This window comes from Sulfuritalea sp. (assembly GCF_031426875.1).
Classification (GTDB): domain Bacteria; phylum Pseudomonadota; class Gammaproteobacteria; order Burkholderiales; family Rhodocyclaceae; genus Sulfuritalea.
The window spans coordinates 54,864-79,515 of sequence record NZ_JASJPC010000034.1 but is presented as its reverse complement, the minus strand read 5'-3'; the positions used below and the strand labels follow the sequence as shown (position 1 = coordinate 79,515).

Annotated in this window: 25 protein-coding genes and 1 tRNA gene; 15 read left to right on the top strand and 11 right to left on the bottom strand. The window is 65.5% G+C overall.

Translation table 11 applies throughout. The annotated features are described in order from the left end of the window. Positions 1–59: 59 nt before the first annotated feature. Positions 60–428 carry a PilZ domain-containing protein gene (locus RMO95_RS15905; protein ID WP_310451625.1) on the bottom strand — a complete coding sequence of 123 codons (369 nt, stop codon included), beginning with the start codon at positions 426–428 and terminating at the stop codon, positions 60–62. After that, positions 412–600, bottom strand: coding sequence for a hypothetical protein (locus RMO95_RS15900; protein WP_310451624.1), 189 nt, complete (start codon positions 598–600; stop codon positions 412–414). Before RMO95_RS15900 ends, RMO95_RS15905 begins: the two co-directional genes overlap by 17 nt. A 78-nt stretch (positions 601–678) precedes the next feature. Between RMO95_RS15900 and xth the strand changes: the two genes are divergently transcribed. The 3 genes from xth (at position 679) to RMO95_RS15885 (ending at position 2,368) form a co-directional block, all read left to right on the top strand. After that, the gene (xth, locus tag RMO95_RS15895; protein ID WP_310451623.1) at positions 679–1,455 is read left to right on the top strand and encodes an exodeoxyribonuclease III; all 777 of its coding nucleotides are present in this window, start codon (positions 679–681) and stop codon (positions 1,453–1,455) included. Continuing rightward, a complete protein-coding gene (locus RMO95_RS15890) occupies positions 1,452–2,105 on the top strand; it encodes a Crp/Fnr family transcriptional regulator (RefSeq protein ID WP_310451622.1) in 654 nt (217 codons plus the stop codon). The genes xth and RMO95_RS15890 overlap by 4 nt, the downstream gene beginning before the upstream one ends. Positions 2,106–2,173: 68 nt before the next feature. After that, positions 2,174–2,368: a DUF2892 domain-containing protein gene (locus tag RMO95_RS15885; RefSeq protein ID WP_310451621.1), complete on the top strand. Its 195-nt coding sequence runs from the start codon at positions 2,174–2,176 to the stop codon at positions 2,366–2,368. Between the two features lie 279 nt (positions 2,369–2,647). Here RMO95_RS15885 and RMO95_RS15880 read toward each other — a convergent pair whose 3' ends face one another. The 6 genes from RMO95_RS15880 to RMO95_RS15855 are packed head-to-tail and all read right to left on the bottom strand — an operon-like array spanning position 2,648 to position 10,593. After that, on the bottom strand, positions 2,648–3,865 hold the full coding sequence (locus tag RMO95_RS15880; protein WP_409574967.1) for a TIGR03862 family flavoprotein: 1,218 nt from the start codon (positions 3,863–3,865) through the stop codon (positions 2,648–2,650). 49 nt (positions 3,866–3,914) lie between these two features. Beyond that, a complete protein-coding gene (gene rsmA / locus RMO95_RS15875) occupies positions 3,915–4,760 on the bottom strand; it encodes a 16S rRNA (adenine(1518)-N(6)/adenine(1519)-N(6))-dimethyltransferase RsmA (protein WP_310451619.1) in 846 nt (281 codons plus the stop codon). Continuing rightward, positions 4,757–5,539, bottom strand: a complete 783-nt coding sequence (locus tag RMO95_RS15870; RefSeq protein ID WP_310451618.1) for a class II glutamine amidotransferase — start codon at positions 5,537–5,539, stop codon at positions 4,757–4,759. The genes rsmA and RMO95_RS15870 overlap by 4 nt, the downstream gene beginning before the upstream one ends. A gap of 2 nt (positions 5,540–5,541) precedes the next feature. Next, the gene (pdxA, locus tag RMO95_RS15865; RefSeq protein WP_310451617.1) at positions 5,542–6,522 is read right to left on the bottom strand and encodes a 4-hydroxythreonine-4-phosphate dehydrogenase PdxA; all 981 of its coding nucleotides are present in this window, start codon (positions 6,520–6,522) and stop codon (positions 5,542–5,544) included. Continuing rightward, positions 6,494–7,810: a peptidylprolyl isomerase gene (locus RMO95_RS15860; protein WP_310451616.1), complete on the bottom strand. Its 1,317-nt coding sequence runs from the start codon at positions 7,808–7,810 to the stop codon at positions 6,494–6,496. The genes pdxA and RMO95_RS15860 overlap by 29 nt, the downstream gene beginning before the upstream one ends. Then, complete coding sequence (locus RMO95_RS15855) at positions 7,807–10,593, bottom strand: LPS-assembly protein LptD (protein ID WP_310451615.1); 2,787 nt, start codon at positions 10,591–10,593, stop codon at positions 7,807–7,809. Before RMO95_RS15855 ends, RMO95_RS15860 begins: the two co-directional genes overlap by 4 nt. Before the next feature lie 172 nt (positions 10,594–10,765). Between RMO95_RS15855 and RMO95_RS15850 the strand changes: the two genes are divergently transcribed. From RMO95_RS15850 to RMO95_RS15795, 12 genes are all read left to right on the top strand, one after another. Then, positions 10,766–11,803, top strand: a complete 1,038-nt coding sequence (locus RMO95_RS15850; RefSeq protein ID WP_310451614.1) for an aminoglycoside phosphotransferase family protein — start codon at positions 10,766–10,768, stop codon at positions 11,801–11,803. Positions 11,804–11,821: 18 nt separating this feature from the next. Beyond that, positions 11,822–12,598, top strand: coding sequence for an N-acetylmuramate alpha-1-phosphate uridylyltransferase MurU (gene murU, locus RMO95_RS15845; RefSeq protein ID WP_310451613.1), 777 nt, complete (start codon positions 11,822–11,824; stop codon positions 12,596–12,598). A 7-nt stretch (positions 12,599–12,605) separates the two neighbouring features. Beyond that, positions 12,606–13,964, top strand: coding sequence for an aminopeptidase P N-terminal domain-containing protein (locus RMO95_RS15840; protein WP_310451612.1), 1,359 nt, complete (start codon positions 12,606–12,608; stop codon positions 13,962–13,964). A 112-nt stretch (positions 13,965–14,076) separates the two neighbouring features. Next, a complete protein-coding gene (locus RMO95_RS15835) occupies positions 14,077–15,183 on the top strand; it encodes an FAD-dependent monooxygenase (RefSeq protein ID WP_310451658.1) in 1,107 nt (368 codons plus the stop codon). 88 nt (positions 15,184–15,271) lie between these two features. Further along, entirely contained in the window at positions 15,272–16,294 is a 1,023-nt protein-coding gene (gene dusB, locus RMO95_RS15830; protein ID WP_310451611.1) for a tRNA dihydrouridine synthase DusB, read from the top strand. Beyond that, the gene (locus tag RMO95_RS15825) at positions 16,291–16,521 is read left to right on the top strand and encodes a helix-turn-helix domain-containing protein (RefSeq protein WP_310451610.1); all 231 of its coding nucleotides are present in this window, start codon (positions 16,291–16,293) and stop codon (positions 16,519–16,521) included. Before dusB ends, RMO95_RS15825 begins: the two co-directional genes overlap by 4 nt. Positions 16,522–16,537: 16 nt before the next feature. After that, a complete protein-coding gene (gene purH, locus RMO95_RS15820) occupies positions 16,538–18,136 on the top strand; it encodes a bifunctional phosphoribosylaminoimidazolecarboxamide formyltransferase/IMP cyclohydrolase (RefSeq protein ID WP_310451609.1) in 1,599 nt (532 codons plus the stop codon). 98 nt (positions 18,137–18,234) lie between these two features. After that, entirely contained in the window at positions 18,235–19,503 is a 1,269-nt protein-coding gene (gene purD / locus RMO95_RS15815) for a phosphoribosylamine--glycine ligase (protein ID WP_310451608.1), read from the top strand. 151 nt (positions 19,504–19,654) lie between these two features. Continuing rightward, positions 19,655–20,848, top strand: coding sequence for a 5-(carboxyamino)imidazole ribonucleotide synthase (locus RMO95_RS15810; protein ID WP_310451607.1), 1,194 nt, complete (start codon positions 19,655–19,657; stop codon positions 20,846–20,848). 67 nt (positions 20,849–20,915) lie between these two features. Further along, complete coding sequence (locus tag RMO95_RS15805) at positions 20,916–21,899, top strand: L-threonylcarbamoyladenylate synthase (RefSeq protein WP_310451606.1); 984 nt, start codon at positions 20,916–20,918, stop codon at positions 21,897–21,899. Between the two features lie 92 nt (positions 21,900–21,991). Further along, entirely contained in the window at positions 21,992–22,261 is a 270-nt protein-coding gene (locus RMO95_RS15800) for a hypothetical protein (protein ID WP_310451605.1), read from the top strand. Between the two features lie 49 nt (positions 22,262–22,310). After that, positions 22,311–22,386 (top strand) — tRNA-Ala (locus RMO95_RS15795). A 169-nt stretch (positions 22,387–22,555) separates the two neighbouring features. On the opposite strand, the gene RMO95_RS15790 is transcribed toward RMO95_RS15795, so the two are convergent. From RMO95_RS15790 to RMO95_RS15780, 3 genes are all read right to left on the bottom strand, one after another. Further along, positions 22,556–22,885, bottom strand: a complete 330-nt coding sequence (locus tag RMO95_RS15790; RefSeq protein WP_310451604.1) for a hypothetical protein — start codon at positions 22,883–22,885, stop codon at positions 22,556–22,558. Positions 22,886–23,113: 228 nt separating this feature from the next. Continuing rightward, entirely contained in the window at positions 23,114–24,229 is a 1,116-nt protein-coding gene (locus tag RMO95_RS15785; protein ID WP_310451603.1) for a DUF2855 family protein, read from the bottom strand. Positions 24,230–24,338: 109 nt separating this feature from the next. Beyond that, positions 24,339–24,608 (bottom strand): hypothetical protein, encoded by a 270-nt coding sequence (locus tag RMO95_RS15780; protein ID WP_310451602.1) that lies wholly within the window; start codon positions 24,606–24,608, stop codon positions 24,339–24,341. Positions 24,609–24,652 lie beyond the last annotated feature (44 nt).

The following is a 24,652-nucleotide window of genomic DNA, read 5'->3' as shown; positions in this document are numbered from 1 at the left end:
GCGGAATCCCAGGTACGCAGAGCGAGCCAGCGCCAACTTGACGCGGCGCCGGCGCCGCGTCAAGTCGCTCTGACCAGACTGCCGATTTCCCGATCGAGAATTGCCGGATCGCCGCTGTTGAGTTCCACCAGGCGGCGCAGGTGGGTGATGCTGTCGAGATCGATGCTGATGCAGCGCAGGCCGACGTGCGGCCCTTCCACATGCACCACCTTGGTCAACATGGTGATGGTGGTATCCGGCGCGAGGTCAAGGCTCAGTTTGCATTCCTCGTCTGCCTTGCCCTGCCAGGCATTGCCGGTTTCGAGCAGCGCCCCCTTCAGCGATATATCCAGCAGTCGGGCGTAAGCGTCGCCGTCTTGCGTGACGAGGCGTACCGGTGAATGAAACACGGCACGCCAGAAATTGCGACGTTCAGTAGCCTTTGTCACGCAACGCCTCCTTGTCCACGGCGACTCCGAAATCGATACCGGTGAAATAATTCTGCAGCGGGCATGGCGTCCCGACCGGGCAACCGTGCTCGCGGGCGCACTCGACCCGGGTTTGGTCCAGCAACACCAATTGGCCGCAGACCGGACAGGGTTCAATCGGCGAATCGAACATGGCCTACCTCCGCTTGACGGACTTGCGTAAGCTACGTTCTGATTATAGACAGTGCGTCTGCTCGGGTATCATCGCGGCATGAAGATCGCGACCTGGAATGTGAATTCGCTCAAGGTGCGCCTGCCGCACGTGCTCGACTGGCTCGCGGCGACCCAGGCCGACGTGCTCTGCCTGCAGGAAACCAAGATGGAGGACAAGGTCTTCCCCTATGCCGAACTGGAAGCCGCCGGCTATCACTCCGCACACAACGGGCAGAAGACCTACAACGGCGTCGCCATCCTGGCGCGCGGCACCTTGCACGACATCCGCCTCGATATTCCCGGCTTCGCCGACGAGCAAAAACGCGTGCTCGCCGCCACCGTGAATGGCCTGCGCGTGGTCTGTGCCTACATTCCCAACGGCCAGGAAGTCGGTTCCGACAAATACCAGTACAAGCTGCGCTGGCTGGCTGCGCTGACGGCTTACCTGCGCGAGGAGTTGCAGCGCTTTCCGCAATTGGCCTTGCTCGGCGACTACAACATCGCGCCGGAAGATCGCGACGTGCATGATCCGGCGGCCTGGAAGGATCAGATTCTGTGCAGCGAGCCCGAGCGCGCCGCATTCCGGGCTTTTCTCGATCTCGGCCTGGCGGACGCCTTCCGCCTCTTCGAGCAGCCGGAGAAGCTCTACTCGTGGTGGGATTACCGGCAGATGGGCTTCAGGCTCAATCGCGGCCTGCGCATCGACCATATCCTGGTCTCGCCACCGCTCGCCGCCGCCTGCAGCGCCTGTACCATCGACAAGGCGCCGCGCAAGCTGGAGCGGCCTTCCGATCATGCGCCCGTGGCGGCAACGCTGGAACTTTCACCGCCATGAATCCTGCGCAACTGGTTGCACTCTATCCAGTACTGGCGCAACTGCCTGCCGGTCTGTTGCAGCGCATAGTCGACGCCATGCAGACCCTGTCTGTTCCGTCCGGCACCACGGTTTTCGACGAACACCAGCCCTGCCGCGGTTTTCCTTTCGTGCTCGACGGAGCGATCCGCGTCGTCAAGCTCAGCGCCAGCGGCCGCGAATTGCCGCTGTATCGGGTGCTGGCGGGCGAAAGTTGCATCATCAGCTCGAGTTGCCTGCTCGGCCACGCCGACTACAACGCGCGCGGTGTCAGCGAAGGAGCGACCACACTGGCCTTGCTGCCGCGTCCCTTGTTCGACGAAATGATGGCCGAGGCGGTATTTCGCGATTTTGTCTTCTCGCTCTTTTCCGTGCGTATAGCCGACCTGATGCAACTGGTGGAAGAGGTCGCTTTCCGCAAACTCGACCAGCGCCTGGCGGCCCTGCTGCTGGGCAAGGGCCGCGTGGTGTATGCCACGCATCAGCAGTTGGCCGACGAACTCGGCAGCGTGCGCGAAATGGTCAGCCGGCTGTTGAAGGGCTTTGCCGAGCAGGGCCTGGTGCGGCTCGGCCGCGAGCAGGTGGAAGTGCTCGACGCCGCAGGCCTGCGCCGGACAGCCTCTGTGACTTAGGTTACAGTCAGGCGCCGACGGAACTGGTGTAATTCGCTTACTGTTGCATAACCCCTAAGGAGAACACCATGAAACTGAACGTCGGCGGCATCGACCGCGTACTGCGTATTGCTGCGGGTCTCGGACTGATTGGCTGGGCTGCCATGGGCGGTCCGGTGTGGGCGTGGATCGGCGTGGTTCCCCTGGCTACCGGTGCGATCGGCTGGTGCCCTCCCTATGCGATATTCGGTTTCAGCACCTGCGCGGTAAAGAAGCAGGCCTGATCTCTTCGCGCCTCTTCGCGCGCCTGGCGCGCCTGGCAAAAAAGCTGGAATTCGCTGCCTTCGGGCGGACGTGTTTGGGCGCCGGCAGAGGACGCCCAGGCCAGGAATGTGGCGATGAGAGCTAGTAGTCAGTCAACAAGGAAAAGGCGCACTCCCTGTAGGAGCGAGCTTGCTCGCGATCAGCCGTTGTCGCGAGCAAGCTCGCTCCTACATCCATCGGTTTCAACATGTCTGCGTACTAGGGCACGAAACATCGGGTTGCCGACGAACAGCCGGGTGTCACAGTGGGTCTGCGCATTTTCGCGCGTCTGCGTTTTTCGCCCCGTCCAGCCAGCGCAACAGGCCCTGCGCCGCGGCGCGGCCGCTGGCAAAACAGGCGGTCAGCAGGTAGCCGCCGGTCGGGGCTTCCCAGTCGAGCATTTCCCCGGCGCAGAACGTTCCCGGCAGCGCCTTGAGCATCAGGTTCCCGTCGAGCGCGGCGAAATCGACACCGCCGGCGCTGCTGATCGCTTCGTCGAGCGGACGCGGTGATGTGAGGCGCAAGGGCAGCGACTTGATCAGGGCCGCGAGCCGTTCCGGTGTGGCGAGATCGTCCGGCGCGGCAGACTCGTGCAGCAGCGCGGCCTTGACGCCGGCTATGCCGGCGCGGCGACGCAGGTGATTGGACAGCGAATCGCGGCCGCGCGGCTGCGCCAGGTTCCGGGTCAGGCGCGCCAGGTCGCGCCCCGGGGCAAGGTCGAGATGCAGCACGGCGCCGCCGCTGGCTTCGATGCAGTCGCGCAGCAACGCCGACAATGCATAGATCAGGCTGCCCTCGACGCCGTGCTGCGTGATCAGGAATTCGCCATCCTGCCTATTCACCGATCCGTCCTGAGCGATGAAGCTGGCGCTGACGGTCTTTACCGGCGTGCCGGCAAAGCGCAGGCGCAGATGCTCGCTCCAGGCCACATTGAAGCCGCAGTTGGCGGGTCGCAGCGTTTGCACCTCGACACCGCGCGTCGCCAACAGTGGCACCCAGGCGCCGTCCGAACCCAGGCGCGCCCAACTGCCGCCACCCAGCGCCAGCACCGTGGCGTCAGCGCCAACTTTCAATTCGCCGGCCGGCGTGGCGAAGCGCAAGCTGCCGTCGCCATCCCAGCCCAGCCAGTGATGGCGCGCATGGAAGCTCACGCCTGCGCCGCGCAGCCGGTGCAGCCAGGCGCGCAGCAGCGGCGCGGCCTTCATTTCCTGGGGAAAGACGCGGCCGGAACTGCCGACGAAGGTTTCGATGCCGAGGGCGTGGGCCCAGTCGCGCAGTTGCTGCGGGCCGAACTCGGCGAGCCAGCGGCCGACTTCCGCGCGGCGCGCACCATAGCGCGCGACGAATGGCTCCGGTGCTTCCGCGTGCGTCAGGTTGAGGCCGCCGCGGCCGGCCAGCAGGAACTTGCGCGCCACCGAGGGCATGGCGTCGAAGACATCGACACGCATGCCGGCGTTGCTCAACACTTCGGCGGCCATGAGGCCGGCCGGGCCGCCGCCGATGACGACGACTATTCGAGGACGTGACTCAGCGGCGGGCAAGGTCGGCCAGCGTATTGGCGAGGCGCACGTAGTCGGCCACGGCGATGTCCTCGGCGCGGGCCGTCGGCGTGATGCCCAGCGCGGCGAGATCGGCCTCGCTGATGAATTCGCGCAACGTGTTGCGCAGCATCTTGCGCCGCTGCGAGAAGGCCGCGGTGACCACTTTGGCGAACAACGCCGGATCGGTCGCCGTTACCTGCCCGCGAAGCGGAATTCCAGGTACGCAGAGCGAGCCAGCGCCGACTCTTGAAAAGTCGACCGGAATCATGCGCACGATGGCCGAGTCGACCTTCGGCGGCGGATTGAAGGCGCCGGGCGGCACGATGAACAGGCGCTCCATGTGGTAGCGGTATTGCAGCATCACCGACAGGCGGCCGAAATCCTTGCTGCCGGGCTCGGCCACCATGCGATCGACCACTTCCTTCTGCAGCATGAAGTGCATGTCATAGACCAGCGGCGCGAACGGCACCAGGTGGAACAGCAGCGGGCTGGAAATGTTGTAGGGCAGGTTGCCGACGATTTTCAGCGGTCCCGCTGCCTTCAGTGTGCCGAAGTCGAATTCGAGCGCGTCGCCCTGGTGGATCGTCAGGCGCTCGGGCGGAAAGCGCTGCCGCAGGCGTGCGATGAGGTCGCGGTCGATCTCGACCACGTGCAGATGGTCGATGCGCTCCAGCAGCGGTTCGGTTAGGGCGCCCAGCCCCGGCCCGATTTCGACCACCGTGTCGCCGGCGCGCGGCGCGATGGCCTCGACGATCTTGCGGATCACGCCGTCGGACACCAGGAAGTTCTGGCCGAACCGCTTGCGGGCCGTGTGCCCGGCGACGGATTTCATGCGGTGCGCGCCGTTGCCGCCGGCACGCCGCTGTGGAACACCATCAGGGTGCCGGGTTCCATGGCGGTCCAGGTTTCGTTGTCGGTCAGCGGCAGCGTGGCGATCACGGCGACGCGGTCGTCGGGATTGGTCACTTCGCTGAAATCGATGCTGACGTCCTGGTCCTTCAGGTGGGCAACGGCGAAGGGCGCCTGGCGCACGACGTAGGCCAGCTTGGTGGCGCAGTGGGCATACAGGCAGTTGCCGTTGCTGAGCAGGAAATTGAACTCGCCGTGGACGGAGATTTCGCGCGTGATGCCGGCGAGGAATTCGAACATCGGCTTGCGTAGCGGCATGGCATGGCCGAACTCGCTGCGCAGACGTTGCAGCAGGAAGCAGAAGGCCAGTTCGGAATCGGTGTCGCCAACAGGGACGAAGCTGCCGTCGAGGCTAGGCGCGAAGTCCTTGAGGTTGCCGTTGTGGGCAAACAGCCAGTAGCGGCCCCACAGTTCGCGCTGGAAGGGATGCGTGTTCTCCAGTGCGACGCGGCCCTGGGTTGCCTTGCGGATGTGGGCGATGACGTTCTTCGAATGGATCGGATAGTGGCGCACCAGCTCGGCCACGGCCGACTGCGCCGAAGGTTCGACGTCGAGAAAAACGCGGCAACCCGGGCCTTCAAAAAAAGCGATGCCCCAGCCGTCCTTATGCACATCGGTGAGCCCGCCGCGGGTACGGAAGCCCTCGAAGGAAAAGCAGATGTCGGTCGGCGTGTTGCCGTTCATGCCGAGCAGTTGGCACATGATCAGCCCTCGCCCCGTCGGCGTTGCGCCATGTCGATCGCCGCGTCGATCGCGGCAAACAGGCTGGTCGCCGAGGCCTTTCCCGTGCCGGCGAGATCCAGCGCGGTGCCGTGGTCGACCGAGGTGCGGATGACAGGCAGGCCGAGCGTGACGTTGATGCCTTCGTCGAAGGCCGCGTACTTGAGCACGGCGAGGCCCTGGTCGTGATACATCGCCAGTTGCGCATCGGAGCCGGCCAGCACATTCCGGGTGAACAGCGTATCCGCCGGCAGAGGGCCGATCAGATTCATGCCTCCCGCACGCAGCTTGTCCAGCACAGGCGCGATGACCTCGATTTCCTCGCGGCCCATGTGGCCGCCTTCGCCGGCATGCGGGTTGAGCCCCGCGACGAGGATGCGCGGCGCGGCGATGCCGAACTTGCTGCGCAGATCGGCATGGAGTATGCGGATCGTGGTTTCCAGTTCGTCGCGCGTGATCGCGGCCGGGACGTCCTTCAAGGCCAGATGCGTGGTCGCCAGCGCGACGCGTAAGCCCGCGCCGGCCAGCATCATCACCACGCGCGGCGTTGCCGTATGTTCGGCCAGGTATTCGGTATGGCCGCTGAAGGCGATGCCGGCGTCGTTGATGACGCCCTTATGCACCGGGGCCGTGACCATCGCCGCATAGTCGCCGGCGACACATCCGGCCAGCGCAGCATCGAGGATATCCAGCACGTAGCGCGCATTGGCGGCATCGAGCCGTCCCGCCAGCGCCAACTTTCGCAGCGGCACATGGCGGATCTCGATGCGCTCGGCGTTCACGCCAAGCTGTTGCGCGCGCGCCGCCAGCAGATCGCGGTCGCCCAGCACCACCAGCCGTGCCGGCCATGCGCGCTCGGCCAAGCGCAGGCAGATGTCCGGTCCGATTCCCGCGGGTTCGCCGGAGGTGACCGCAATCACCGGCGGCAGTGAACGACTAGCGTTCTTCGCTGCGGTATTCGACATAGGCGCGGTCGCGCATTTGCCGGACCCAGTCCTGGTATGCCTCGTCGGCCTTGCGCTCGCGCAGCACCTGCCGCGCGCTGAGCCGCTGACGCTCGGCGGTGGCATCTTCGGTGCGACGCTCCAGCACCTGGATCAGGTGAAAGCCGAAAGGCGATTGCACCGGCTCGCTGATCTGGTTGATCTTCAGTGCGTCCATCGCCTTCTCGAAGTCGGGGACGGTGTCGCCCTGATACAACCAGCCCAGATCGCCGCCCTTGGTGGCGGACAGGTCGTTGGAATTGAGGCGCGCCAGTTCGGCAAAATCGGCGCCGTTGTCGAGCCTTTCTTTGAGCACGACCAGCTTGCGCCGTGCCTCGGCTTCGGAGACGAGTTCGTTAACTTTGATCAGGACGTGCCGGGCACGCGTCTGCTTCAGCGCCACGCCGGTCTTGACGCCGCTGCCACCCTGCTTGTCGATGAGCTTGACGATGTGGAAGCCGGCCGGGCTGCGCAGGATGTCGCTGACCTCGCCGGGCTTGAGCTTCCTGATGGCATCGGCGTAGAGCGCCGGCAGGCGGTCGAGCGGCCGGGCACCCATGAGGCCGCCGGTGAGCCCGTCGGGAGCATCCGAATAGCTGGCGGCCACCTTGGCAAAGCTTTCGCCGCGGCGCAACTGGTCGAGCGCGGCCTGTGCGCGGGCGCCGATGCGCATCAACTGATCCGGTGTTGCCTGTTCCGGCACCCGCAGGATGATGTGCGCCGTCTGCACTTCGGCGTTGCCCATTTCGGCGCCCTGGTCCGGATTCGCCAGGTAGTTGTCGATCTCGCCGTCGGACACCACGATGCGACTTTCCACCTCGCGGTCGCGCAGGCGCGAGAGCACGATCTCCTCGCGGATTTCTTCGCGGAACTTGGACCAGACGATACCGTCCTTTTCCAGTGCGGCGCGGAAATCCTGCAATGACATGCGGTTGCCCTCGGCGATGCGCCGCATGGCGGCATCGAGTTCGATGTCGGAAATGCGCAGGCCGGTTTCCCGGGCGAATTGCAGTTGCACGCGATCGGTGATCATGCGTTCGAGCAACTGCTTTTCGAGTACCTCGCGCGGCGGCAGCTGCACGTTCTGTCCACGCAGCTGGCGTTCGACGGTGGCCTGCCGGGCGCGCAGTTCAAAGGCGGTTATGGCTTCTTCGTTGACCACGGCAATGATGCGGTCGATCTCCAGCGGTTGCGCGCGCCGGGTCTGGGCGTGCGCTGAAACCAGGGATAGCCAGGAGAACAGGCAAAGCAGCAGGATGCGGAAGATCATGGCGTGGTCAATGGGGCGTCGGTGCCCTGCTGGTTGATCAGACCGTAGCCGGGCACGTTGCGTTTGAGAATATCGAGTGGGTTCGATCCGACGCGCGCGAAACCGTTCAACTCGAGCTGGAAAAACAGCGCGGTGTTCGATTGCTGGGTCTGCGTGGCCAGGCGCTGCATGACGACGCGCCCGATCCAGCAGCCGCCATCGTATTCGAGGCCGGCGACGGATTCGATCATGCGCCGGTCCTTGGTCGAGTAGTTGAAGCGTCCCACCGCATGCCAGCCGCCGAACAAGGGCCATTGGCCGGAGATGTCGATCTGGCCGAGACCGACCTGGCCGGGCTGGTCGCGGGTGTAGCGGTAGCCGGCATTCAACACCTTGCCGGCTTCGGGCTGGTAGCGCCCGCCGATGTTGATGCGCTCCATCTGGTTCAGCCGCGGGTTGTACTGGACGCCGACGTCGGCATAGGTCTTGGCCAGGATGCGCCCGGAGAAGGAGCCGAGGAAATCGGTCTGGCGATCGCTGCGCAGCACCTCGCCGGGCAGGCCGACGTTCTGCGTGCTGAAATAGAAACGCTGGCCGAAGGCGGCGCGCATGGTTTCGGCGCCGGTCAAGGGATCCAGCAGTCGGGACGTCAGCATGACCGTGGCCTGGTTCGCGTCGCCGATCCGGTCGCCGCCGCCATAACGGTTCTCGGCGAAAATCTGCGCGAAATCGAATCCCGTTGCCGCGCTGTCGAACACCGGGATCTGGCTCTGGTCGCGCACCGGCACATACAGGTAGTAGAGGCGCGGCTCGAGCGTTTGCGTCAGGGCCGCGCCGAGCCAGTCCACGTCGCGTTCGAACGTCACCCCCGAGTCGACACTGAATATCGGCAGGCTGCGGCTGATCTTCTGTGGTGTTCCGGCGGCCTGGCGGTCCAGGTCGTAGCGCGTGGCATGCAGGCCGATCTTGGGCGTGATGCTCAGGATCTCGGTCTGCAAGGGCAGCGAGAGCTGCGGATACAAGATGAAGCGCCGCCCTTCGACCTGTGTCGGACTGCGGAAGTTGACGTGCTCGCCGCTGAAGGCGAAATTCATGCCGAACGGCAGGTCGCTGCGGTTGGCGCCGACCGTCACCTGCGGCAGGCGCCGGTAGGGCTCGATCACCGCGGGCAGGGAAGGATCCTGCAGGGTCTGGTAGCTCTGCGCCAGCAGGTTGGCCGACCACCAGCCGCCACCGTAGCTGAGCGTGCCCTGGCGCAGCAGGTTGGTCTGGGAAATCAGGCTGGAACCGCTCGCCAGATCGCTGAAATAGGTGCCGTCAGAGGCGCCGTTGAGATCCAGCGTTGCGCCGACGCCGTAGGCCAGGGTCTGGCGGTGGGCCAGCGAATAGGAATATCGCCGCGTGTGCACCAGCTTGTCGTTGGGCAGATATTTTCCCTGCATCTCCCCGCTGTAGGTCGGTTGCAGATAGCGGTACTCGCCGTTCCACAAGGTGCCGCGCTTGGCCATGATGCGCGGCGCAATCGTCGCATCCATGTTCGGCCCGAGGTTCCAGTAGAAGGGCTGGGTGAACTCGACGCCGCCGCTGCTGGTGGACCCGAAGGTGGGGGTCAGCAGTCCGCTCTTGCGCTCGTTGTTGAGCGAGAAACTCAACCAGGGCGAGTAGAGGATGGGCGTGCCCTTGAAGTACAGCGTGGCGTTGCGCGCCGTGCCCTGCTCGGTTTCGTAGTCGAGGCGCAAGTCGGTGGTGCGCGCGAACCAGTCGGGGTCCTTGCCGGCCGGCGGCGTGCAGGTGCTGTAGGTGGCGTCGGTGAGGCGATACTTGCCTTCACCCTCGAACTCCATGCGCGCGGCCGAACCCTGGCCGGTAGTGAGATCCGCCGATGGGCGCGGCTCGGTGCCGGTCCATAGCGTGGCGGCCGATCCGGTCTTGATGCGGCGGATGCTGTATTCGGGTTGCTCGAAGTATCCCGTGCTGTCGTCCATCTTCATGCGCATCTTGGGACCCTGCACGCGATCGCCATCGCGCGAAAGACGCACGTTGCCGGCGGCTTCGACCTCGTCCGTTTCCTGCCAGTAGGTCAGGCGGTCGGCCTGCAGAATCGAGTTGCGTTTGCGCAGTTCAACGTCGCCGTCGGCGACCACTTCGACATCCTTCCTGCCGGCGATCTGGTCAGCCGCGATGAAGGTCGGCAGCAGTTCCCCCGCTTGCTTGAGATGGGGCAAGACCACTGTGGAAGCCTGCAGCCTGGGCTCCGGCAATTCTCCTGCGGCGACATGGGCCGAGTAGAGCGGCGGCAGGACCGCGCGTTCGACAACCTGCGGCGGCTCCTGGGGCTTCTGGATCGCTTCCGGTTGCGTCGCGACTTGCGGCTGCGGCTCGGGCGAACGACGCGGCGCTTCAGCGATGGCCAGCGGTGCTGGAATGGGGGCGGGCGCTGGCGCGGGTGCGGCAGGGCTTGTCTTGGGACTGGTCGCAGTCGGCGCAGCCGGCTGTGCCGGCGGGGCCACGCGGGCCGGCGCAGATGGCGGCGCGGATAAAGTCGCGCTGCGGGATTGCTCGGTGGTCAGATCGACAGGCTTCGTCGGCGCCGGCTCGACCGGCACCGCGGCGGGGGCCGGAGGCTTTGCCGCGGCGACCGGTTCGGCACTGGCGGGCGCGGCCGGTGGCGGCGTGCCCGCTCCGAGCAGGGCCGGATTGACGCGCAAGGGCGGCAACGGTTCCGCCGCCACGGAGCCCGCGGGAAGCGCCAGCAGGACAAGCAGTGAAACGGGGCCGAATTGTCCGCGATGCGATTGAGACATGCCGTATCGGTGAGTTGGCGCAGCGGTGACGGAACAAGGCAGGCCCAAACTACGCGCACTGCATGCCGGAGAAGCCGTTGTCGGCCGATGCTAGAATCGCAAATTCTAACACTTCATGCCCGCGGAACGCGCTGCCCGACAAAGCTTTTGCGCCTTTTCCCGCATCTTGCCTATGGAACGTCAGGAACAGATCAGGACGTGGCTGGCCGCGATGTGGCCGGGGCACGGTTTCACGCTGGCGCCGGCCTCGGCCGATGCCAGTTTTCGCCGTTATTTTCGTGCCAGGCTGAGCGACGGCACGACGCGCATCGTCATGGATGCGCCGCCGGCCAACGAGGACTGCCGGCCCTGGCTGCATGTGCAGCAGCTGTTCCGGGCGGCCGGAGCCCATGTCCCCGAGGTTCTGGCACAGGATATCGGGCGTGGCTTCCTGCTGTTGTCGGACCTCGGCGATGCAACCTACCTGCAGGCGCTCGACGCCGACAATGCGGCCCCGCTCTATGCCGATGCGATTGCCGCGCTGGTGAAAATCCAGCTGGCGAGCCGCCCCGGCGTCTTGCCCGATTATGACGCGGCACTGTTGCGGCGGGAGCTCGATCTGTTCCCCGCATGGTTTCTCGCAAAGCACCACGGAATAGTTCTCTCGGACAGCGAGAGACAGGCTCTGGAAAGCGTATTCGGGCGCATCCTCGCCGTGAATCTGGCCGAGCCGAAGGTCTTCGTCCATCGTGACTATCACTCGCGCAACCTGATGCGCATCGCTCCGTCCGGCGCCGGCAATCCGGGTATCATCGATTTTCAGGATGCCGTGTACGGCCCGCTCAGCTATGACATGGTCTCGCTGCTGAAGGATGCCTATGTCGAGTGGGACGAAGATCTCGCGCTCGACTGGCTGGTGCGCTACTGGGAACAGGCACGCAAGGCCGGGTTGCCGGTCGCCGCCGATTTCGGCGAGTTCTTCCGCGGCTATGAATGGATGGGCGTGCAGCGCCACCTCAAGGTGCTGGGCATTTTTGCCCGTCTCTACCACCGCGACGGCAAGGACGGCTACCTCAAGGACCTGCCGCTGGTGGCGCGCTACCTGCGCAAGGCCTGCGAGCGCTACGGCGAACTTTCGCCGCTGCGCAAACTGCTCGACCGGATCGAGGACAAGGTCACCGTGCTGGGCTACACGATGGACGCGGGAAGCCTCGGCGGGCGCCGCGAGTAGTCGGTTGGTCCGCGCCCAATGAGAGCAATGATCTTGGCTGCGGGACGCGGCGAACGCATGCGGCCGCTGACCGACCTTACGCCGAAACCGCTGCTGGAAGTGGGCGGCAAGCCGCTGATCGCCTGGCACCTGGAACGGCTGGCTGGGGCCGGGTTGCGCGAGGTGGTGATCAATCACGCCCATCTTGGCGCGCAGATCGAGGCGGCGCTGGGCGATGGCGCGCGCTGGGGCGTATCCATTCGCTATTCGGCGGAACCCGAAGGCGCGCTGGAGACGGCCGGCGGCATTGCCAACGCATTGCCCTTGCTGGGGCATGACGAGCCCTTCCTGGTCATCAACGGCGACATCTGGTGCGACTGGGACGTGTCACGCGCCAGCAATGCGCTTGCGCCCGGCGATCTGGCGCATCTGGTGCTGGTGCCGAATCCGCCGCATCATCCATCGGGTGATTTCGCGTTGCGCGGGCGTGAAGTCGCGGTCGACATCGCGACGGCCGGCCGCGACGCGCAGAGTTGCACTTTCTCCGGCATCGGCGTCTATCGCCCGCAGATTTTCGCCGGGATTGCGCGCGGCCAATCGGCGAAACTGGCCCCGCTGCTGCGCGCCGCGATGGCCGCGCGACGCGTCTCCGGGGAACTTCACGGCGGCCGCTGGGTCGATGTCGGCACCCCGCAACGCCTGGCGGAACTGGACCAGGAACTGCGCTCGCTATCCCACCAGGGGACGCCGGCCCGCGAAGCGGAAGCCCCGGCGTGCAAAGCTCCGTCCCCGGCGCCTACGCGCGGGGACATATAATCGACCGATGGAACCATCGCCACCGCCCACCGGGAATCCCTTCGAGGCGTATCGCCAGCGCCGACTCTTGCTGATCGAACGCATGACGCGCGGCGGTGGCGGCATCGCCGTGATCCCCACCGCGCCCGAGCAGACGCGCAATCGCGACACGCAGTTCCCCTATCGCGCCGACAGCTATTTCCAGTACCTGACCGGCTTCATCGAGCCGGAGGCGGTGCTGGTGATCGCGGTCGGTCGCGGCGATGCGGCGCCGCAATCGATACTGTTCTGCCGTGAAAAGAATCTCGAGCGGGAAATCTGGGACGGGTTCCGCCACGGCCCGGAAGGCGCCCGCGAGGTATTCGGCTTCGATGCCGCGCATGCCGTCGGCGAACTCGACGCCAAACTGGTGGAACTGCTGACCGATCAGCCGGCCCTCTGGTATTCCATCGGCCACGATGCCGGCTGGGATGGCCGCATCGCCGTCGCGCTGAACAAGCTGCGCGCCGAGAGCCGGACCGGCAAGCGCGCCCCGGCCACGATCCGCGATGTGCGTGCCGAACTCGATACGATGCGCCTGGTCAAGGATGCGACCGAGCTTGCGGTGATGCGTCGCGCCGCCGAGATTTCCACCGGTGCCCACATCCGTGCCATGCGCTTTGTCGCACCGGGCCGCTTCGAGTATGAAGTCGAGGCCGAATTGCTGCACGAGTTCCGTCGTCACGGCTGCGAGTACCCGGCCTATACCTCGATCGTCGCCGGCGGGGCGAATGCCTGCGTACTGCATTACGTCGGCAACGACCAGGTCCTGAAGGACGGCGAGCTGCTGCTGATCGATGCCGGCGGCGAGCTCGGCGGCTATGCCTCCGACATCACGCGCAGCTTTCCGGTCGGCGGCCGCTTCAGCGGGCCGCAGGCCGATGTCTATGCGCTGGTGCTGGCCGCGCAGGCGGCGGCGATAGCCGCGGTGCGGCCCGGCGCCACCTTCGTCGAGCCGCACGAGGCGGCGCTGAAGGTGCTGGCCCAGGGCATGATCGACCTGCATCTGTTGTCGGGTTCGCTCGACGGCGTGATCGAGTCCGAAAGTTACAAGCGCTTCTTCATGCACCGCACCAGCCACTGGCTCGGCAAGGATGTGCACGACGCCGGTGAATACAAGGAAGGCGAACACTGGGCGCCGCTGGCGCCGGGCATGGTGCTGACCGTCGAGCCCGGCTGCTACATCCGCCCCGCCGACGACGTGCCGGCGGCCTTCTGGAACATTGGCGTGCGCATCGAGGACGACGCCGTGGTGACGGCCGGCGGCTGCGAGATCATCACCCTTGCCGCGCCGAAGACCATCGCCGACATCGAAGCCCTGATGCGGGATGCCCGTGGCAACAGCTGACACTTCGAGCGCAGCGAGCCGGAACAATCGCCCCCTTCCGCGGGAAGGGGGACGGGGGGAAGGCGCTCTAGTTCGCGGCTCCGCCGCCGACAATTGCAACCGAGCGGTCGCAATTGTCGGCGGCGGGCCGGCGGGGATGGCGCTGGCTTTGGCGCTGAAGCTCCACGGTATCGACGCCGAAATCTTCGAGGCCCGCGAACGCGCAGCCGTGCGCCACGATGTGCGCGTGCTGGCGCTGTCCGATGGGGCGCGGCAGATACTCGACTGGCTCGGCGTCTGGTCCGGACTGACCGCGACGCCGATCACCACCATACACATCTCGCAGCGCGGCGGCTTTGGCCGCAGCCTCCTGCGCGCCGAGGAACTCGATCTGCCGGCCTTGGGCTGGGTGCTCGCGGCGAGCGATCTGATTGCCGCCCTCGACACCGCCGTGAGCGCTGCCGGCATCGCCTATCGCGAGAACACGAGAGTTGGTGCTGGCGACACGGCGTCCGCAACGGATACCGTCCCAGGCCTTGCCGGGGACATGCATTTTTCCCTGACCGCGTTTGCCGAGGGCGTCGTCGATCCCGCTGCCGGCAAGAGGCGCGATTACGGCCAGCACGCCGTGCTATGCACCGTCGGCGTCGCCGCCGCGCATCGCAATGTCGCCTGGGAGCGCTTCACCGGTGAAGGCCCGGTCGCCCTGCTGCCGCTGGGCCGCGACTACGCCGTGGTGCTGACTTGTGCCGACGGGATCCTGGCCGAGGTCATGGCGCTGGACGATGCGGGTTTTCTCGCACTGCTGCAGCAGCGCTTCGGCACGCGTCACCGCTTCACTTCCGCCAGTCCGCGCACCGCCTATCCTCTCGGCCTGCGCTACCGCCCGGAGACGGTCGACGCGCGCCAGGTATGGCTGGGCAATGCCGCGCAGACCTTGCATCCGGTGGCCGGACAGGGCTTCAACCTGGCCCTGCGCGACATCTGGGAACTCGCCCAGGTGCTGGGCGCGGCCGCCGATCCGGGGGCGCCCGAGGTGCTTGCCGCCTATGCGCGCGGACGGCAGGTCGACCGGCGCGGCGCGATCGGTTTCACCGACCTGTTGATCGACAGCTTCGGCTCCGACTTCGGGCCCTTGAAGCATGCGCGGGGCGCCGGACTTTTGGCGCTCGACCTGCTGCCGCCGCTGCGCAGCTTCGTCGCCAAGCGCATGATTTTTGGCGCGCGGGCCTGGCCTTGAATGTCGACACTTCAATAAAAAGCCTGAATTACCCCCGGCGCGCTTTGCGCTAAAATCGCGGCCTTCCCGACCGCATTCCCTTTCCGACATGGACTTCCTCGGCTTTCAGTTGCGCAACAATCTGTTTGTCGCGCCCATGGCCGGGGTCACCGATCGTCCGTTCCGCCAGCTGTGCAAAAAGCTCGGCGCGGGGCTCGCGGTCTCCGAAATGGTCACCTCCAATTCCTTGCTCTACGGCAGCGCCAAGACCCGGCGCCGCGCCGAGCACGCGGGCGAGGTCGATCCGATCTCGGTGCAGATCGCCGGTGCCGATCCGGCCATGATGGCTCAGGCCGCGCGCTACAACGCCGACAACGGCGCGCAGATCATCGACATCAACATGGGCTGCCCGGCGAAGAAGATCTGCAACGTCATGGCCGGCTCGGCGCTGATGCAGAACGAGCCGTTGGTGGCGAAAATCCTCGAAGCGGTGGTGGCGGCCGTGCCGGATACGCCGGTGACGCTCAAGTTCCGCACCGGCTGGAACCGCGACAACAGGAATGCGCCGCGCATCGCGCGCATCGCCGAGGAATCCGGCATCCGGGCGATCGCCATCCACGGCCGCACGCGCGCCGACCAGTACATGGGTGAGGCGGAATACGACACGATTGCCCTGGTCAAGTCGCAGGTGAACATTCCGGTGATCGCCAACGGCGACATCAACACGCCGCACAAGGCGCGCTTTGTTCTCGACTACACCGGCGCCGACGGCGTCATGATCGGCCGCGCCGCGCAGGGTAAGCCCTGGCTGTTCCGCGAGATCGAACATTTCCTGGCGACCGGCCAGGAATTGGCACCGCCGCGCGTGGAAGAGATCCACCGCATCCTGCGCGGCCACCTGACCGAGCTCTACGGTTTCTACGGCGAAGTGACCGGCGTGCGCATCGCCAGGAAGCACATCAGCTGGTACACCAAGGGGCTGATCGGGTCGGCCAACTTTCGCCATGCCATGAATCAGTTGCAGACCGTCGGCGAGCAGCTCGACGCCGCCGACGAGTTCTTCCTCGGCCACGCCGCGGCAAACGAGCGCCTGCTTTATGAAGATCGCGACCAGGCAATGAAGGCCGCATGAGCAGCGAAATCACCGACTGCGTGCGGCGCAGCCTCAATCGTTATTTTCGCGACCTCGACGGCCAGGCGCCGCATGCCGTCTATGACATGGTGTTGAAGTGCGTCGAGCGGCCGATGCTGGAAGTGGTCATGAAGCAGGCGGCAGGCAACCAGACCATCGCCGCCGACATGCTGGGCATCAGTCGCGGCACCTTGCGCCGCATGCTGGTCGAACACGAATTGCTTTAACTTTCCCGGGGTTTTCATGAATAAAGTCACACAGGCACTCATCAGCGTTTCCGACAAGCGCGGTACGGTGGATTTCGCCCGCGGCCTTGCCCAGCTCGGCATCAAGCTTCTGTCCACCGGCGGCACCGCCAAGTTGCTGCGCGATGCCGGGCTCGACGTCACCGACGTCTCCGACTACACCGGCTTCCCCGAAATGCTCGACGGCCGCGTCAAGACCCTGCATCCCAAGGTGCATGGCGGCATCCTCGGTCGCCGCGACCTGCCGGAGCATCTGGCTGTCATGGCCGAGCACGGCATCGCGCCGATCGACCTGGTGGTGGTGAATCTCTATCCCTTCCGCGAGACGGTGGCCAAGCCCGGCTGCACGCTCGACGACGCGATCGAGAACATCGACATCGGCGGCCCGACCATGGTCCGCGCCGCAGCGAAGAACCACGGCAACGAACAGGGCGGCGTCGGTGTGATCACCGACCCCGAGGATTACGCGCCGATACTCGACGAACTCAAGGCCGGCGGCGCGCTGTCCTACAAGACGCGCTTCACCCTGGCGAAAAAAGCCTTCACCCACACCGCGCGCTACGACTCGGCGATCGCCAACTGGCTGACCTCGCTCGACGAGAACAACAAGCCCGGCGCCTTCCCCGAAAGGCTGCAACTGGCCTTCGACAAGGTGGACACCATGCGCTACGGCGAGAATCCGCATCAGCAGGCGGCGTTCTACCGCGAAACCGCTGGTGGCAACCTCGCGGTTTCGGGCAGCATCGCCAGCTACCAGCAATTGCAGGGCAAGGAACTCAGCTACAACAACATCGCCGACTCCGATGCCGCCTGGGAATGCGTCAAGGCCTTCGACGGCGAAATCGCCTGCGTCATCGTCAAGCACGCCAATCCCTGCGGCGTGGCGACGGCCCGCAGCGTCGAAGAGGCTTACCGCAAGGCGTTCAAGACCGATCCGACCTCGGCCTTTGGCGGCATCATCGCCTTCAACGGCACCATCGACAAGGTTACGGCCGAAGCCGTCGCCGGCCAGTTCGCCGAAGTCATCATCGCCCCCGAGATCACCGCCGAGGCGCGCGCCGTATTCGCTGCCAAGCAGAACCTGCGCGTGCTGGTGGTGCCCCTGCCGGCCAATGCGGGCCGCACCGCCGGCCAGTTGGATTACAAGCGCGTCGGCGGCGGCCTGCTGGTGCAAAGCGCCGACGATGCGCGCATCACCGCGGCCGAGATCAAGGTGGTGACCAAGCGCGCGCCGACCCCGGCCGAGATGAGCGACCTGCTGTTCGCCTGGCGCATTGCCAAGTACGTGAAGTCGAATGCCATCGTGTATTGCAAGGACGCGATGACCGTCGGCGTCGGCGCCGGCCAGATGAGCCGCGTCGATTCCGCCCGCATTGCCGCGATCAAGGCCGAGAACAACGGCCTGACCGTGGTCGGTTCGGTCGCCGCATCGGATGCCTTCTTCCCCTTCCGCGATGGTCTCGACGTCTTGGCCAAGGCCGGCGCCACGGCCGTGATCCAGCCCGGCGGCTCGGTGCGCGATGCCGAGGTTATCGCCGCGGCCGACGAGCAGAACCTGGCCATGGTGTTCACCGGCTTCCGCCATTTCCGGCATTGAAACCCGTTTGCCACAGAGGACACAGAGATCACCGAGAAAACCTTCTCCTGTCTTTCCTCTGTGTTCTCTGTGATCTCTGTGGCTGAAAAGGTTTTTTCATGAAAATACTGGTGGTCGGTTCCGGTGGTCGCGAGCATGCACTGGCCTGGCGCCTGGCTCAGGCGCCGGGTCTGCAGAAGGTCTATGTCGCGCCCGGCAATGCCGGCACGGCGCGCGAACACGAGCTGGAAAACCTGCCGCTCAGCGACATCGACGCGCTGGCCGGCTGGGTCCAGCGCGAAAAAGTCCATGCCACCGTGGTGGGTCCCGAAGCGCCGCTGGCGGCCGGCATCGTCGATGTTTTCCGCGCCCGCAACCTGCGTATCTTCGGGCCGACCAAGGCCGCCGCGCAGTTGGAGAGCTCGAAGGATTTCGCCAAACGCTTCATGACCCGGCACAACATTCCGACGGCCAAATTCCGCACCTTTGCCGATGCCAAGGCGGCTCACGCCTACCTCGATGCCGAGGGCGCGCCGATCGTGATCAAGGCCGACGGCCTGGCGGCAGGCAAGGGCGTCGTGGTGGCGATGGATGTCGCCGAGGCCCGCGCCGCGGTGGACATGATGCTGGCCGACAACAAATTGGGCGATGCGGGCGCCCGCGTCGTGATCGAGGAGTTCCTCGACGGCGAGGAAGCCAGTTTCATCGTCATGGCCGACGGCCGCCATGCACTGGCGCTGGCCACCAGCCAGGACCACAAGCGGCTCAAGGACGGCGATCTGGGGCCGAACACCGGCGGCATGGGCGCCTATTCGCCGGCGCCGGTGGTGACGCCGGAAATTCACGGCCGCGTCATGCGCGAAGTGATCATGCCGACCATCAACGGCATGGCCGCGGACGGCATCGTCTACACCGGTTTTCTCTATGCCGGCCTGATGATCAAGCCCGACGGCAGCTTGCGCGTGCTCGAATTCAACTGTCGCATGGGTGATCCCGAAACCCAGCCGATCATGATGCGGCTGAAGGGCAATTTCGTCGAACTGGTGGACGCCGCGATCGACGGCCGCCTCAACGAGGTCGAGGCCGAATGGGACCGCCGCGTCGCGCTCGGCGTGGTCATGGCCGCCGCCAATTATCCCGAGACCCCACGCAAGGGCGACGTGATTCACGGCCTGCCGGCGCCCAGCGCCGACAGCCACGTGTTTCACGCCGGCACCGCGGAAAGGAACGGCGAGGTGGTCACAGCCGGCGGGCGCGTGCTTTGCGTCACGGCGCTGGGCGACAACGTCAAGGCCGCGCAAAAGCGCGCCTACGAAGTGCTCGACCCGATCCTGTTCGACGGCATGCAGTGTCGGCGCGACATAGGCTATCGCGCCATCAAGCGCTGAGAACTTGTGAATAAATCTACTGCGCGTACCGGATCGGGGCTTGGGCGGTGCTCGCTATCCTCGCGTATAACCACATACGCTCCGGTAGCTGTGCTCCGGCCGCACCCCGCTGCGGTCCGCTCGCTACGATTTCTTCATAAGTTCTGATGCAATGATTTTGCCACCTGCCACGCTGGGCATGCTCGGTGGCGGCCAGTTGGGCCGCTTTTTCGTCATTGCCGCCCACGAGTTGGGCTATCGCGTGGTGGTGCTCGATCCGGACGCGCAGAGCCCGGCGGGACGCATTGCCGACCAGCATCTGGTGGCTGAGTACGACGACGAGGATGCGCTGAACCAGATGGCGGAGTCCTGCGCCGCGGTGACCACCGAATTCGAGAACGTGCCCTCCGGCAGCCTCGCCTACCTGTCCAAGTTCCTGCCGGTACGGCCCTCGGCTGCCGCCGTCGCCATCAGCCAGAACCGCAGCGCCGAGAAGGGCTTTCTCAAGCAGCACGGTTTCCCCCACGCGCCCTACGCCGACATACGCAGCGAAGCGGACATCGTGCAGGCCAATGCGGGCCTGTTCCCGGGCATTCTCAAGGTGGCCCGCTTCGGCTATGACGGCAAGGGGCAGCTGCGGGTCGCGGATCGCGAGGAGGCGTTGCTGGCCTTGCGCCAACTGAAGAACGAGCCCTGCGTGCTGGAGCAGATGCTGGCGCTCGATTACGAGGTTTCGGTGGTCCTCGCGCGCGACGAGGCGGGCCGGGTGAAGTGTTTCCCCGTTGCCGAGAACAGCCATCGCCACGGCATACTCGATGTCTCCATGGTGCCGGCGCGCACCACGGGATCCATGGCCGCTCAGTTGCCAAATAAGGCCCAGGAAATCGCCGAGGGCATCGCCCAGGAAATGGGCTATGTCGGCACCCTGGCTGTCGAGTTCTTCGTCGTGCGCGGGCAACTGCTGGTCAACGAAATGGCGCCGCGGCCGCATAACTCCGGGCATTACACGATCGATGCCTGCGTCAGCAACCAGTTCGAGCAGCAGGTGCGGGCGCTCGCCGGACTGCCGCTGGGCGAGGCGCGGGCGCATTCCGCCGCGGTCATGGTGAACCTGCTCGGCGACCTCTGGTATCGGCGCGATCCGCAGCACAGCCACGAGCCGGACTGGGCGCAGCTTCTGGCCGTGCCGAACCTCAAGCTGCATCTCTATGGCAAACACCACGCCCGCCCGGGGCGCAAGATGGGCCACTTTACGGTGATCGGCAGCGACGCACAGCAGGTGCAAGAGTTGGCGCTGGCGGCACGGCGACTCATAGGCATCCAGGACGAGCCTTCCCCCCAGCCTCCTGCACAGGGAAGGGAGTGACTTTGGTTCGCTTCGCTCCAATGTCATGGCCGACCTTTCCTTGGGGCGGTCCGGCGGAGAGGCGCCGATGAATGACGTATCCCGCGCGGCGGCCCTGCTGCGTGCCGGCGAACTGGTCGCCTTTCCTACCGAGACCGTCTATGGCCTCGGCGCCGATGCCCGCAATCCGCAGGCCATCGCCAGGATTTTCGCCGCCAAGGGGCGGCCCGCCGACCATCCGCTGATCGTCCATTTGGCGGACGCCTCGCATCTCGACCGCTGGGCCGTGGACATTCCCGAGGCGGCGCACAGGCTGGCGGCCGCCTTCTGGCCCGGCCCCCTGACGCTGATCCTGAAGCGCCATCCCGATGTGCTCGATGCCATCACCGGCGGCCAGGACACGGTCGGCCTGCGGGTGCCGAATCATCCGCTGGCGCTGCAGTTGTTGCGTGAGTTCGGCGGTGCGAGTGGTGGTGCGAGTGGTGGTGGATTGGCGGCGCCTTCGGCCAATCGTTTCGGCCACGTCAGCCCGACCACGGCCGAGCACGTGCGCGAGGAACTCGGCGACGCCGTCGCGCTGATTCTCGACGGCGGTCCCTGCGCGGTCGGTATCGAATCGACCATCCTCGACCTGTCCGCCGGCGAGCCGCGCATTCTGCGCCCCGGCATGCTCGATGCCGCCGCCATCGGCAGGGTTCTCGGCCTTGTCCCTGTTTTCGGCGGCAAGCCCGATGCACCGCGGGTCTCGGGCAGCCTCGAAGCCCACTACGCGCCGCGCGCGTCGCTGCAACTGGTCGCCGCGGCGGAACTCGCCGCAAGGGCGCGCCAGGCGCTGGCCGGCGGCGGCCGCGTCGCCGTGCTGTCCTCGCAGCCGCTCGACTTCGATCACGAAAACCTCGTCTGGCGCGCCGCCGGCGCCGCTCCCGAGCAATTCGCCCACGACCTGTACGCGCGGTTGCGCGAACTGGATGCGCTGGCCTGCGACGTGATCCTCGTCGCTACACCGCCCCTCGACGATGCCTGGCGTGCCGTCGCCGATCGCCTGCGCCGTGCCGCGGCGGGATCGAAATAAGGGGTGAAACATTATTGTCATTCAGGCCTAAAGTTTTTCCGTAGCGGCCGATAATTTTCCGGAGGCGGGTTTTCCGCCAATCGGAGAGCTCCATGGCTGTCAAGCAACGCAAAGGCTCACACCCGGGGAAAGTCCAGCATGACGCCGGGCAGGCGGGCGGCGATATCGGATCCGCCGTGACGATCGCCATCAACCGTGGCTTTGTCATCGGACGCGAGGTGCTGGTGGGCCGCGTTCCCGGTATCGTGGTCGGTTACAACATCGCCGGCGTGGGCCGCTACCTGGGCCATGCCTATCCGCTGGTGGTGCGCACGGCCCTTGGCGTGACCAAATGCGCCCTGGACGAGGTGAGCCTGGCCTGAGGGCGGCTTCCCTTGCCGCAGACCGATTGCTATAATCCGCCCCCTCGATGGGGGTGTAGCTCAGTTGGGAGAGCGCGACGTTCGCAACGTCGAGGCCAGCGGTTCGATCCCGCTCACCTCCACCATTAACATGTTTTAGGCATTCCAGACCAGGCCGGAAAATCCAGTAACAGCAAGGATTTCCGGCTTTCTTGTTGGCGCGTCGCAGACTGGGACGCTGCTGCAGCTCTGCAACCCTGCAGGCTCAGAACCGGCGAATCATGAACCTGGGTTCACGGTTCGCCTCGAAGGCTCTTAGCGCGCCGGCACGATCACCACGGTGTCGCCGCCGGTATTGCCCTTTGCACCCTTGTCACCGGTAGCCCCGGTGTCTCCGGTTGCTCCGGTATATCCGGTCGCGCCGGAAGCGCCTTTGGCGCCGGTGTCACCGGTTGCGCCGGTATAGCCCGTTGCGCCGGAGCTTCCCGTCGCACCGGTCGATCCGGTGTCGCCTGTTGCGCCTGCCGGGCCTGCCGGTCCGGGAACTGCAATCACTGCGGGAGGCGTCACGACGACAGGCGCCCTGTCGCACGCGCTCAAGCTGAGCGCGACAAGCGCCGCTGAGTAAACGATCGAATACTTCATGAGAATTCCTTTTGATTGATTTAGGGATACCGCTTACCTGAACAGATCTGCGGCCGCGCTGCCTTGCCGATCCAAGGTATGCCGGTTCCGCCTGCGGGTCCGTTCGCTGGCGCACGCTCGTTTATCGGCGATCGGGAGCGCGCGCGGCAAAGATGCGCCGGGTGTGCCGAGTTTGCCGACGGCTCCGACGGTGCCGAAGGTGACGCGTGCGCCGGGGAACGCCAGGAATCAGAGCGGCGAGATCGGGGCCAGCGAGAGCATGTGCCCGGTGCGTGGGTCGCCGCGCCCGCCGAGAACGCTGGCGTAGGCGGCATTGACCGCATCCGGCCCCGAGTGGTGCTGCACCACCAGCCACGGCGCAGCCGGATCGCAGACCTTGCCGACGAAGGCCTGCCATGCGTGCAGCAGGCGTTGGCCGAGTTCTGGTGCTCCCCACTCGGCAGTGCGTTTCTTGATTTGCGCGGGGGCGAAAAACAGCGTGGCGCGCGGGCCAGGCAGATCCTTGGCGCCGCCCAGTTGCTCGACATGGGTGCCGCCGACCGAGCAACTGTATTTCAGATTCCCGAAGCGGGTATGAATCTCCCTGCGCAGGGCGGCATTGCCTGCGAAATCGACAAAGACACAGGCCATGTCCGCCGCCAGGTGATCGAGCTCATCGTAGGTGAGAACCCGGTGATAGCAGCCCAGACTGTTGCCGAACTCCCTATTGGCGGCGGAAGTGAGCCCGATCACTTGTATCCCGGTTCGCTGCGCGAGTTGAAATGCCGTGCCATAGGCGGTCTTGCTCGATGCGCTGGAGAGCAGCGCCACGCCATTGCCACCGGCGCCGGCGCCGAAATAATCCTGATCGGCGAGAAAATCGTCGATCAGCCAGGAGGTGATGAACAGCGGTCGCAGCAGGGCCTCGACGTCCTCGGTCTGCGCCATGTGGAACGGGTCCGCAGCACAGCGTGAATAGCTGTTGTACACCGCATGCAGCGCGGCCCGATGGGCGGCGCCCTCGAAGAATCCCGTGGGCGACAGGCGAACCGGTTGCAGCACGGTCTGCGACGACATCGGGTAGTAGCCGTAGAAGCGCTCGCCCACGGCAATTCCGGGGCAGCCCGATTCGAGCACCGTGCCGAAGCCCCAGACCGGAATTCGGCCCCAGCCCGCCTGCGCCGGGTAGAAACTCCAGTAGTTCAGGGCGTCGCCGAAGGCGGCATAGGTGATGTTGTTGGCGGTCAGCGCGAACTTGTCCACGCCGAGACGGATCTGGCCCTCGGCGAGCGGGATCTCGGGTGTCTCGCGCAGTTCGGTTGTCGTCAGACGGTCCCTGCGGACGAGAAAATCAAGCGTACTCATGGCGCGGCCTCGACGTGTTCGGGCGGATTCCGGCCGCCCGCGACCCGTCATGGTAGCAAGCGCGCCAGGGAAAAGGGGCGGAAAGGCAGCGCGCGCAGGATGCGTTAAGCTAGAGTTGCGTCAAATAAGGCCGGCAGCCGATTGGCTTGGTACTGGCAGTATTTACCAGGGTACGCGTCTCCAGCTTGGTTGCCTCGATCATGACGTTGATCAGGTAAACCTGCAAAAAAACCACGACCAGCAACAAAAGCCAGCTGGCATTCTTGGCCCGAACGATGTGGTCATATTTTTCCTGCCAGATGACATCCCGCTGCGCGGCGTCCTTCTTGATGAATGCGTGAATCTCGTCCAGCGTGCAACATGTGAGATCTGGTTCCATGGCATTGCTTTCCCTGGACTTTTCCAATCGGTCGATCCTAGCTT

What these genes read in the sequence shown, in the direction of transcription:
- RMO95_RS15870 (WP_310451618.1), bottom strand. Translation starts at nt 5,539, where the DNA reads ATGTGCCAACTGCTCGGCATGAACGGCAACACGCCGACCGACATCTGC.
- rsmA (WP_310451619.1), bottom strand. Translation starts at nt 4,760, where the DNA reads ATGAAATCCGTCGCCGGGCACACGGCCCGCAAGCGGTTCGGCCAGAAC.
- RMO95_RS15850 (WP_310451614.1), top strand. Translation starts at nt 10,766, where the DNA reads ATGGAACGTCAGGAACAGATCAGGACGTGGCTGGCCGCGATGTGGCCG.
- RMO95_RS15880 (WP_409574967.1), bottom strand. Translation starts at nt 3,865, where the DNA reads ATGGCCGCCGAAGTGTTGAGCAACGCCGGCATGCGTGTCGATGTCTTC.
- pdxA (WP_310451617.1), bottom strand. Translation starts at nt 6,522, where the DNA reads ATGTCGAATACCGCAGCGAAGAACGCTAGTCGTTCACTGCCGCCGGTG.
- RMO95_RS15805 (WP_310451606.1), top strand. Translation starts at nt 20,916, where the DNA reads ATGAATGACGTATCCCGCGCGGCGGCCCTGCTGCGTGCCGGCGAACTG.
- RMO95_RS15900 (WP_310451624.1), bottom strand. Translation starts at nt 600, where the DNA reads ATGTTCGATTCGCCGATTGAACCCTGTCCGGTCTGCGGCCAATTGGTG.
- dusB (WP_310451611.1), top strand. Translation starts at nt 15,272, where the DNA reads ATGGACTTCCTCGGCTTTCAGTTGCGCAACAATCTGTTTGTCGCGCCC.
- RMO95_RS15785 (WP_310451603.1), bottom strand. Translation starts at nt 24,229, where the DNA reads ATGAGTACGCTTGATTTTCTCGTCCGCAGGGACCGTCTGACGACAACC.
- RMO95_RS15780 (WP_310451602.1), bottom strand. Translation starts at nt 24,608, where the DNA reads ATGGAACCAGATCTCACATGTTGCACGCTGGACGAGATTCACGCATTC.
- RMO95_RS15890 (WP_310451622.1), top strand. Translation starts at nt 1,452, where the DNA reads ATGAATCCTGCGCAACTGGTTGCACTCTATCCAGTACTGGCGCAACTG.
- purD (WP_310451608.1), top strand. Translation starts at nt 18,235, where the DNA reads ATGAAAATACTGGTGGTCGGTTCCGGTGGTCGCGAGCATGCACTGGCC.
- RMO95_RS15790 (WP_310451604.1), bottom strand. Translation starts at nt 22,885, where the DNA reads ATGAAGTATTCGATCGTTTACTCAGCGGCGCTTGTCGCGCTCAGCTTG.
- RMO95_RS15840 (WP_310451612.1), top strand. Translation starts at nt 12,606, where the DNA reads ATGGAACCATCGCCACCGCCCACCGGGAATCCCTTCGAGGCGTATCGC.
- xth (WP_310451623.1), top strand. Translation starts at nt 679, where the DNA reads ATGAAGATCGCGACCTGGAATGTGAATTCGCTCAAGGTGCGCCTGCCG.
- RMO95_RS15800 (WP_310451605.1), top strand. Translation starts at nt 21,992, where the DNA reads ATGGCTGTCAAGCAACGCAAAGGCTCACACCCGGGGAAAGTCCAGCAT.
- purH (WP_310451609.1), top strand. Translation starts at nt 16,538, where the DNA reads ATGAATAAAGTCACACAGGCACTCATCAGCGTTTCCGACAAGCGCGGT.
- RMO95_RS15855 (WP_310451615.1), bottom strand. Translation starts at nt 10,593, where the DNA reads ATGTCTCAATCGCATCGCGGACAATTCGGCCCCGTTTCACTGCTTGTC.
- murU (WP_310451613.1), top strand. Translation starts at nt 11,822, where the DNA reads ATGAGAGCAATGATCTTGGCTGCGGGACGCGGCGAACGCATGCGGCCG.
- RMO95_RS15860 (WP_310451616.1), bottom strand. Translation starts at nt 7,810, where the DNA reads ATGATCTTCCGCATCCTGCTGCTTTGCCTGTTCTCCTGGCTATCCCTG.
- RMO95_RS15825 (WP_310451610.1), top strand. Translation starts at nt 16,291, where the DNA reads ATGAGCAGCGAAATCACCGACTGCGTGCGGCGCAGCCTCAATCGTTAT.
- RMO95_RS15810 (WP_310451607.1), top strand. Translation starts at nt 19,655, where the DNA reads ATGATTTTGCCACCTGCCACGCTGGGCATGCTCGGTGGCGGCCAGTTG.
- RMO95_RS15885 (WP_310451621.1), top strand. Translation starts at nt 2,174, where the DNA reads ATGAAACTGAACGTCGGCGGCATCGACCGCGTACTGCGTATTGCTGCG.